The organism is Actinocorallia lasiicapitis (assembly GCF_054778695.1).
The window spans coordinates 1-8,540 of sequence record NZ_BAAGZI010000265.1; the positions used below are offsets into that span (position 1 = coordinate 1).

Annotated in this window: 12 protein-coding genes; 11 read left to right on the plus strand and 1 reads right to left on the minus strand. The window is 69.5% G+C overall.

Translation table 11 applies throughout. The features are described 5' to 3' along the window. The 9 genes from whiA to ACYVE7_RS23980 form a co-directional block, all read left to right on the plus strand. Positions 1-322: DNA-binding protein WhiA (gene whiA, locus ACYVE7_RS23940; protein WP_460367390.1), on the plus strand; the 322-nt coding region annotated here is incomplete at its 5' end. A 287-nt stretch (positions 323-609) separates the two neighbouring features. Then, complete coding sequence (gene gap / locus ACYVE7_RS23945; RefSeq protein WP_460367392.1) at positions 610-1,614, plus strand: type I glyceraldehyde-3-phosphate dehydrogenase; 1,005 nt, start codon at positions 610-612, stop codon at positions 1,612-1,614. 87 nt (positions 1,615-1,701) lie between these two features. Further along, on the plus strand, positions 1,702-2,889 hold the full coding sequence (locus tag ACYVE7_RS23950; protein WP_460367395.1) for a phosphoglycerate kinase: 1,188 nt from the start codon (positions 1,702-1,704) through the stop codon (positions 2,887-2,889). A 4-nt stretch (positions 2,890-2,893) separates the two neighbouring features. Beyond that, positions 2,894-3,667: a triose-phosphate isomerase gene (tpiA, locus tag ACYVE7_RS23955; RefSeq protein ID WP_460367397.1), complete on the plus strand. Its 774-nt coding sequence runs from the start codon at positions 2,894-2,896 to the stop codon at positions 3,665-3,667. A gap of 186 nt (positions 3,668-3,853) precedes the next feature. Then, positions 3,854-4,093, plus strand: a complete 240-nt coding sequence (gene secG, locus ACYVE7_RS23960; protein ID WP_460367399.1) for a preprotein translocase subunit SecG — start codon at positions 3,854-3,856, stop codon at positions 4,091-4,093. Between the two features lie 78 nt (positions 4,094-4,171). Beyond that, a complete protein-coding gene (locus tag ACYVE7_RS23965) occupies positions 4,172-4,546 on the plus strand; it encodes an RNA polymerase-binding protein RbpA (protein WP_460367401.1) in 375 nt (124 codons plus the stop codon). Between the two features lie 83 nt (positions 4,547-4,629). Beyond that, positions 4,630-4,974: a VOC family protein gene (locus ACYVE7_RS23970; protein WP_460367403.1), complete on the plus strand. Its 345-nt coding sequence runs from the start codon at positions 4,630-4,632 to the stop codon at positions 4,972-4,974. A gap of 114 nt (positions 4,975-5,088) precedes the next feature. After that, positions 5,089-5,796, plus strand: coding sequence for a hypothetical protein (locus ACYVE7_RS23975; protein WP_460367405.1), 708 nt, complete (start codon positions 5,089-5,091; stop codon positions 5,794-5,796). Further along, the gene (locus ACYVE7_RS23980) at positions 5,771-6,676 is read left to right on the plus strand and encodes an ornithine cyclodeaminase family protein (protein ID WP_460367406.1); all 906 of its coding nucleotides are present in this window, start codon (positions 5,771-5,773) and stop codon (positions 6,674-6,676) included. The genes ACYVE7_RS23975 and ACYVE7_RS23980 overlap by 26 nt, the downstream gene beginning before the upstream one ends. Positions 6,677-6,681: 5 nt before the next feature. On the opposite strand, the gene ACYVE7_RS23985 is transcribed toward ACYVE7_RS23980, so the two are convergent. Beyond that, on the minus strand, positions 6,682-7,140 hold the full coding sequence (locus ACYVE7_RS23985; RefSeq protein WP_460367409.1) for a MaoC family dehydratase: 459 nt from the start codon (positions 7,138-7,140) through the stop codon (positions 6,682-6,684). A 96-nt stretch (positions 7,141-7,236) separates the two neighbouring features. On the opposite strand from ACYVE7_RS23985, the gene ACYVE7_RS23990 reads away from it, so the two are divergent. Together ACYVE7_RS23990 and ACYVE7_RS23995 are read left to right on the plus strand one after the other, a co-directional pair. After that, complete coding sequence (locus ACYVE7_RS23990) at positions 7,237-7,989, plus strand: dienelactone hydrolase family protein (RefSeq protein ID WP_460367411.1); 753 nt, start codon at positions 7,237-7,239, stop codon at positions 7,987-7,989. Between the two features lie 9 nt (positions 7,990-7,998). Further along, on the plus strand, positions 7,999-8,280 hold the full coding sequence (locus tag ACYVE7_RS23995; RefSeq protein ID WP_460367412.1) for a DUF6295 family protein: 282 nt from the start codon (positions 7,999-8,001) through the stop codon (positions 8,278-8,280). Positions 8,281-8,540: the final 260 nt, after the last annotated feature.

Sequence of the window (8,540 nt, forward strand, 5' to 3'; positions counted from 1 at the left end):
CGCCAACCGGCTCGCCAACTTCGACGACGCCAACCTGCGGCGCAGCGCCCGCGCGGCCGTCGCCGCGGGCGCGCGCGTGGCCAGGGCGATGGAGATCCTCGGCGAAGAGGCGCCCGAGCATCTGATCGCCGCGGGACGGCTCCGGCTGGAGCACAAGCAGGCGTCCCTGGAGGAACTGGGCCAGCTCGCGGCCCCTCCGCTCACGAAGGACGCGATCGCCGGACGCATAAGGCGTCTTTTGGCGATGGCCGACAAGCGCGCGTCCGATCTCGGCCTTCCGGGAACAGAGGCGAATCTCACTCCGGACATGCTTGTTCCCTGAAAACGCCGAGGAACTTCGTTCCTAAACCGGCGCGGGCCCCGCAGAGTCCTTTGGATCTTGCGGGGCCGTCGCACGCCAGGGGGCCAGGTCACATCGTTGGTCTAGACCAATCCTCTATACCAATTCTGTCTAGACCACTAGAGTGGTGAGAGAAAACCCCTGGTCCGGGGTAGTGCGCTCACCCCTGTCTCACCCCATACCAGTGGAGTTGATCTCTGACTGGATTCGGTAAGGTCCTTCAGAGGCGGGCGAACCCCCGACTGAGACGCGAAGTTACGAGGAGTGTCGTGACCATCCGAGTAGGCATCAACGGCTTCGGCCGGATCGGCCGCAACTTCTACCGTGCCGTGAAGGCCAGCGGTGCTGACATCGAGATCGTGGCGGTCAACGACCTGACCGACACCGCGACCCTCGCGCACCTTCTGAAGTACGACAGCATCCTGGGCCGCTTCCCCGAGGAAGTGAAGGCCGGCGCCGGAGAGATCATCGTCGGCGGCAAGGCCATCAAGGTCTACGCCGACCGCGACCCGGCCAACCTGCCCTGGGGCGACCACAACATCGACATCGTGGTGGAGTCGACCGGTTTCTTCACCGACGCCACCAAGGCGAAGGTGCACGCCGACAACGGCGCCAAGAAGGTCATCATCTCCGCTCCGGCGAAGAACGAGGACATCACCATCGTCATGGGCGCCAATGACGACAAGTACGACCCGGCCGCCCACACGGTGATCTCCAACGCCTCCTGCACCACCAACTGCCTGGCCCCGCTGGCCAAGGTCCTGAACGACACCTTCGGCATCGAGCGTGGCCTCATGACCACGATCCACGCCTACACCCAGGACCAGAACCTGCAGGACGCGCCGCACAGCGACCTCCGCCGCGCCCGCGCCGCCGCCCTGAACATCGTGCCGACCGGCACCGGCGCCGCCAAGGCCATCGGCCTGGTCGTCCCCGAGGTCAACGGCAAGCTCGACGGCTACGCCCTGCGCGTCCCGATCCCCACCGGCTCGGCCACCGACCTGACCGTGACGCTCGCCCGCGAGACCACCGTCGAAGAGGTCAACGCCGCGTTCAAGGCCGCCGCCGAGGGCCCGCTCAAGGGCTACCTGACCTACACCGAGGACCCGATCGTCTCCTCGGACATCGTCACCGACCCGTCGTCCTGCATCTTCGACTCCGGTCTGACCAAGGTCATCGGCGACCAGGTCAAGGTCGTCGGCTGGTACGACAACGAGTGGGGCTACTCCAACCGCCTCGTGGACCTCGTCAAGCTCGTCGGCGCCTCCCTGTAAGGCACCTATCGACCCCTTCACTCGTCATGAGTGGAGGGGTCTTCTGTTCGAACCTCCCCTCCCTCTCCAGCGGTTAGGACTCCACGCATGAAGACCGTCGATGATCTCGACGTCAGTGGCAAGAAGGTGCTGGTCCGCGCGGACCTGAACGTCCCGCTCAAGGACGGCGTGATCACCGACGACGGCCGGATCCGGGCCGCGCTGCCGACGCTCCGCGCGCTGCTGGACGGGGGTGCCGCGGTCATCGTCGGCTCCCACCTCGGCCGGCCCAAGGGCCAGGTCGTGCCCGAGCTTTCGCTGCGTCCCGTCGCCGCCCGGCTGGGCGAACTGCTCGGCCGGGACGTCCTGCTGGCCGGTGACGTCGTCGGCGCCGACGCCGCCTCGCAGGCCGCCGCCCTGCGGCCCGGCCAGGTCCTGCTGCTGGAGAACCTCCGCTTCGAGGCCGCCGAGACCAGCAAGGACGCCGCCGACCGCGCCGCCTTCGCCGACCGGCTCGACGCGCTCGCCGACCTGTACGTCGGCGACGGCTTCGGCGCCGTCCACCGCAAGCACGCCTCGGTCTACGACGTGCCGCGGCGCCTGCCGCACGCCGCCGGCGGCCTCATCGCCACCGAGGTCGACGTCCTGAAGAAGCTGACCACCGACGTGGAGCGCCCCTACGCGGTCGTGCTCGGCGGCTCCAAGGTCTCCGACAAGCTCGGCGTGATCGACAACCTGCTGGAGACCGCCGACCGGATCCTCATCGGCGGCGGCATGGTCTTCACCTTCCTCAAGGCCCAGGGCCACGAGGTCGGCAAGTCGCTGCTGGAGGAGGACCAGATCCCGGTCGTCCTCGACTACCTGGAGCGGGCGCAGAAGCGTGGCGTGGAGTTCGTCCTGCCGACCGACATCGTCGCCGCGACGGCCTTCTCCGCCGACGCCGACCACGAGGTCGTGTCCGCGGACTCCATCCCCGCAGACCGCCTCGGCCTGGACATCGGCCCGGCCTCCGGCGCGCTGTTCGCGGCCAAGCTGGCCGACGCCAAGACCATCTTCTGGAACGGCCCGATGGGCGTGTTCGAGCTGGAGCCCTACGCGGGCGGCACCCGCGCCGTCGCGCAGGGCCTGATCGACTCCGGCGCCTTCACGGTCGTCGGCGGCGGCGACTCGGCGGCCGCGGTCCGTACCCTCGGCTTCGACGAGGGCGCGTTCTCCCACATCAGCACCGGTGGCGGTGCCAGCCTGGAATACCTCGAGGGCAAGGCCCTCCCCGGACTCGACGCGCTGGAGGACTGACCCCATGGCACGCAAGCCCCTCATGGCCGGCAACTGGAAGATGCACAACAACCACTTCGAGGCGATCGCTCTCGTCCAGAAGCTGGGTTTCGCGCTGAAGAGCCAGGACTACGAGGCCGTCGAGATCGCGGTACTGCCGCCGTTCACCGACATCCGCTCGGTGCAGACCCTCGTCGACGCCGACAAGATCAAGATCGTCTACGGTTCGCAGGACATCTCCGAGCACGCTCAGGGCGCCTACACCGGTGAGGTCTCCGGGGCGATGCTGGCCAAGCTCGGCTGCACGTTCGCCACGGTCGGGCACTCCGAGCGCCGCCAGTACCACGACGAGACCGACGCGGTCGTCAACGCCAAGGCCAAGGCCGCCCTGGCCAACGGGATCAGCCCGATCATCTGCGTGGGGGAGGGCCTGGACGTCCGCAAGGCCGGTGACCAGGTCGCCTACACCCTCGGCCAGGTCGACGGCTGCCTCGCGGGACTCACCGCGGAGCAGGCGCTCAAGGTCGTCATCGCCTACGAGCCCGTCTGGGCGATCGGCACCGGCGAGGTCGCGACCCCCGACGACGCGCAGGAGGTCTGCGGGGCGATCCGTGAGCGGCTCGCCAAGCTGTACGACACGGACGTCGCCGAGACGGTCCGCGTGCTGTACGGCGGATCGGTCAAATCGGGTAACATCGCCGGGATCATGGCCCAGCCTGATGTCGATGGTGGTTTGATCGGCGGCGCCGCGCTCGACGCCGCGGAATTCGTCAAGATCTGCCGATTCCGGGATCTTTAAGTGGCGAGTTGATCCAAACCTTGCCCGTTGTCATGGGGGTTCTGCTGAACCATGGGCTGGATCGTCGTACCCTTGGCGGTAGTGGGTAAACCTTTTCACTCGCTCGCCGTCCTATGATTCAAGACCGTCATTCATAACCCCGCCGGGGCCCCGGCGGGGACGGCTCCCAGAAGGCGCAGAACTGCTGTGATTCTTGCATCCTCCATCGTGCTGATCATCACGAGCCTGCTCATGGTCCTGCTCGTGCTGCTGCACAAGGGCAAGGGCGGAGGCCTGTCGGACATGTTCGGCGGTGGCATCTCCTCCTCCCTGGGCGGTTCCTCGGTGGTCGAGCGCAACCTGGACCGCCTGACGATCGGCACCGGCACCATCTGGTTCGTGGCCATCGTCGTGCTGGGCATCCTGTTCAAGTCCAAGGGCGCCTGATCTTCGCATCCCCTCTCGTTCCACTTACGCTCCCGGAGATGTTGCTCCTGGGGCGGATGAATCTTCAAGGAGTAGTCCGTGGCTAGTGGCAGTGCCATTCGCGGCAGCAGGGTCGGCGCCGGCCCGATGGGCGAGGCGGAGCGCGGCGAAGCCGCCCCCCGCGTCATCGTCAGCTTCTACTGCGCCAACAAGCACGAGACCCGCCCCAGCTTCGCCAGCGACTGCCAGGTGCCCGACACCTGGGACTGCCCCCGCTGCGGCCTCCCCGCCGGCACCGACTCGCTCAACCCGCCGGCGGCTCCGAAGAACGAGCCGTACAAGACCCACCTCGCCTATGTGAAGGAGCGCCGCTCCGACGCCGACGGCCAGGCCATCCTGGACGAGGCCCTCGGCAAGCTGCGCGAGAAGCGCCGCCTGGTGCAGGCCGCCATGGCCGCCGCCGCGCGCAACTAGCACGCTCTTCCCGGACGCCCGGATCCCCCTGCGGGGTCCGGGCGTTCCGTGTTCTGTCAGTGGTGGTGGGTAGCGTTCCCGTCATGGCGATCACACAGATAGCAGTGACGATGGATTCCACCGATCCGCGCGCGCTGGCCCGCTGGTGGGCCGTGGCGACGGGCGGGGAGATCACCTCCGACTACGGGTCCTATCTGTCCGTGACCGGCGGGCCGGTCGCGCTGGGCTTCCAGCACGTCGAGGAGCCGACGGCCGGCAAGAACCGCTGGCACGTCGACTTCGTGGCCGACGACCGCGTGGCCGAGATCGAACGGCTCGAAGGGCTCGGCGCGAAGGTCGTCCAGACCCATGAGGTGCCGGGCCTGGCCTGGACCGTCCTCACCGACCCCGACGGCAACCAGTTCTGCGTGTCCGACAGCCCGCACTGAGCCCCGGCGGCCCGTGGACTGATCTCCGGGACGAGCCGGGCTCCGCCCTGGGGTGGAGACCGGCTCGTCGCGGCGTCGGAAGCAGCCGCCCGGCACCGCGCCTAGCGTGGAGGCATGACCAGCGCACCGGATGTCCTGGAGGAGTACGTCCTCGAGACCGACGGCCGCCGCTATGTGCTGACCTCTGAGCCGCTCGGCGCCATCGGCGACCGTGCCGTGCTCACGGTCGACGGCGAGCGGGCTGCCGACGCCAAGGGCGAGCTGGCCCCCGCCCGGCTGGAACACGACGGCATCAAGATCAAGGTCCGCTGGACTCTGCGCCATCGGATCAAGCAGATCAGCGCCGAGCGGGGCGACGAGCAGTTCCGGTTCGCGGCCCCTCCGGGCAGCGTCCTGGCCGAGCGGGAGCGCTGGGAGCGCGACCACCCGGCGCTCTACGCCACGCGCCATGTCGCCGTCGCGGCCGCCCAGATCCTGGCGGCGCTCCTGGGCGTCAGCGCGTTCGTCAAGCTGGTGCTGGCCCGGCTGATCCCCGATCTACCCCTCCCAGACTTCAGGCTGCCCCGGCTACCTGATCTCGACCTGCCTGACCTCCCTCTGCCCGACTGGCAGATCCCCTGGCCGGACTGGACACTGCCCGGCTGGCTCCAGGCCGTCCTGCACACCGCCAAGTTCTGGGGCCCCCTCCTGGTCGCCATCGCAGTGGCCCTCAACGAACTCGACAAGAACAAAAAGAAGCACGCCCCCCGTCCCCCCACCCCCCGGACGGACACCCCAGCCGAGCAGAATGATCACAATGACGCTCCTGCTGAACCACACTGACCTGAACGCCCTGCTGGATCCGGCCGCCTGCCTGGCCGCCCTGGAGGACGGTTTCCGCCACGCCGGCCGCGAGGGCGCCCGCCACCGCGCGGACCTCCCGTTTCCCGGCACCGCCGCCGTCCTGATGCCGGGCCTGCTCCCCGGCACGAACTCCTACACGGTCAAGGTCAACGCCAAGTTCCCCGGCGCGACCCCCGCCCTGCGCGGCCTGGTCTGCCTGTTCGACGGCCACGACGGCACTCTGCTTTCTGTCCAGGACTCCGCGACCCTCACCGCCTGGCGGACCGGCCTGTCCGCCGCCCTGGCCACCCACCGCCTCGCCCCCGAGGGCGAGCGGATCGGGGTGATCGGGGCGGGGGCGCAGGCGGAGCTGATGCTGCGTGGGCTGGCCGAGCTGCGGTCGTGGGCGGCGCTCACCGTTCATGACACGGATGGGGTGCGTGCTGAGGGGTTTGCTGGGCGGCATGGGGGAGTGGTCGTGGAGGCGCCGGGGCGGGTGGCGGGTGTGGCGGACATCGTGCTGATCGCGACCTGGTCGAGGCGGCCGCTGCTGGCGCTGGCCGACGCTCGTCCTGGGCAGCACTTCACGACCTTGGGGGTTGACGAACCGGGTAAAGCGGAGTTGGCGGGTGATCTGCTGGCCGGGGCCTCGCTGGTGGTCGACGATCTGGCGCTGGCCAGGGCGACGGGGGTGCTGCACGGGCTTCCGGACGTGACGGCGGTGGAGCTCCGGGATGTTCTCGACCGTCCCGCGTCGCGGGATCGGCCGTCGGTCTACGCGGCCGTCGGGCTGCCGTGGCAGGACCTGGCGCTGGCGTCGGTCGCCCACGCCGCGGCCGTGCGCGGCGGGGTGGGCACCGAATTCGACTTCCTCGGGTGAGCGAGTTAGTTGTCGCGGTAGAGGGCGAGGACTTCGGCGACGCAGGCGGGGCGGCGCTGGCCCTCGATCTCGATGGTGACCTTCATGGTGCCGAGCTTGCCGGCCGGGGAGTTCTTGAGGTCCGTCAGGACGGCCTTGGCGCGGACCTTCGAACCGACCGTGACCGGCGTGTGGAAACGGACCTTGTTGAGGCCGAAGTTCACCACCATCGTCAGCTTCTCGATCATGAAGATCTGGACGACATGGGAGGTGACCAGGCTGAGCGTCAGATAGCCGTGGGCGATGGTGCCGCCGAACGGGCTCTCGGCCGCCGCGCGCTCGGGGTCGACATGGATCCACTGGTGGTCGCCGGTCGCGTCGGCGAACTGGTTCACCTGCTCCTGGGTGATCTCCTGCCAGTCGCTGTGGCCCAGTTCCTCTCCCACGGCGGCCGCGAAAGCGTCCAGATCGGCGAAGGTGCGCATCCGATGTCTCCCCACTCGATTCCGAAATCGGCCCCCATCATCCCGCACGCGCCGGGCGTTCTGGACGGCGCGGGCCACGGCTGATAGTCAGAGGGGATGGCGAAGATCGAATCCACTGACTCCTTCACCTCGGGCACCGTCCCGATCACCGGTCACGGCGGCGCGGAGATCCCGGCCTACCTGGCCAGACCGCTCACGCCCGCACCGCGCGGCGGCGTCGTGGTGCTCCACCACATGCCCGGCCTCGACCGGGAGACCAAGGAGATCACACGGCGGTTCGCCGAGGAGGGCTACAACGCGATCGTCCCGCACCTGCACTGGCATGACGCCCCCGGCGCGGCCCCCGACGACGCCGCTGCCGCCTCCCGCGCCGCCGGGGGAGTCCCCGACGAGCGGCTGCTGGGCGACGTCGCAGGGGCTGTCGCGGAGCTGCGCGGGCTGCCCGCCGCCAACGGCAGGATCGGGGTCATCGGCTTCTGCTCGGGCGGGCGGCAGGCATTCCTGGTCGCGGCGTCGCTGGACGTCCAGGCGGCCGTCGACTGCTACGGCGCGTTCGTCACCGGGAAGATCCCCGACGATCTGGGCGTCGCCATGAGCACGCTCGTCCATCTGGCGCCGGAGCTGCGCTGCCCGCTGCTCGGCCTGTTCGGCGCCGAGGACCGCTACCCGAGCCCCGCGGACGTCGACGAGCTGGACCAGGCGCTGAAGGCCGCGGGCAAGGACCACGAGTTCCACTCCTACCCGGGCGCCGGCCACGCCTTCTTCGCCGTCAACCGGCCCGCCTACAACCCCGCGGCCGCCCTCGACGGCTGGGACCGCATCCGCGCCTTCTTCGGCGCCCACCTCTAGGCGGCCGCGATGTGCACCTATGTCACCGAACTGACCCCGGTCGCGGGCAGCGCGAAGGGCCCCGCCGGCTGGTTCCGCTGCACTCAGGCGGCCGTCTACGTCGACCATCCCTTCCACGCCCAGTACGAGCACACCGTCAACATCGACTTCACCGACCCGGCCCTGGGCGCCTCCGCCCGTGTCGCCGTCGAGCTGACCGAGGAGTCCGCCCTGGCCCTCATCGACGCCATCCGCGCCGCCCTGGCCGCCGCACCGCCCGGCCTCGCCTCCGGCGGCCCCCTGCCCGCCTAGGAGCCTGCTGGAAAAGGCAAGAAGGCCCAGCTCGCCCCGCACTGTGCTTTACCGGCAAGCTGGGGCGATCCGGGCTCCTGCGGGGACTTTTCCGGCAGTGTCCTGGACAGTGGCCGCTCAGGCCAGCCAGACGGGGTTGGTGAGGGCGGCCAGCTCGGTGAAGGCACCGGCCGTCGGGGTGGGGCGGCGCGCTTCGGCCCGGATGAATGAAAAGGGCGGCCGGGTCCGGGGCGTGCCAGCCGAGGGAAGCGCGCCCGGAC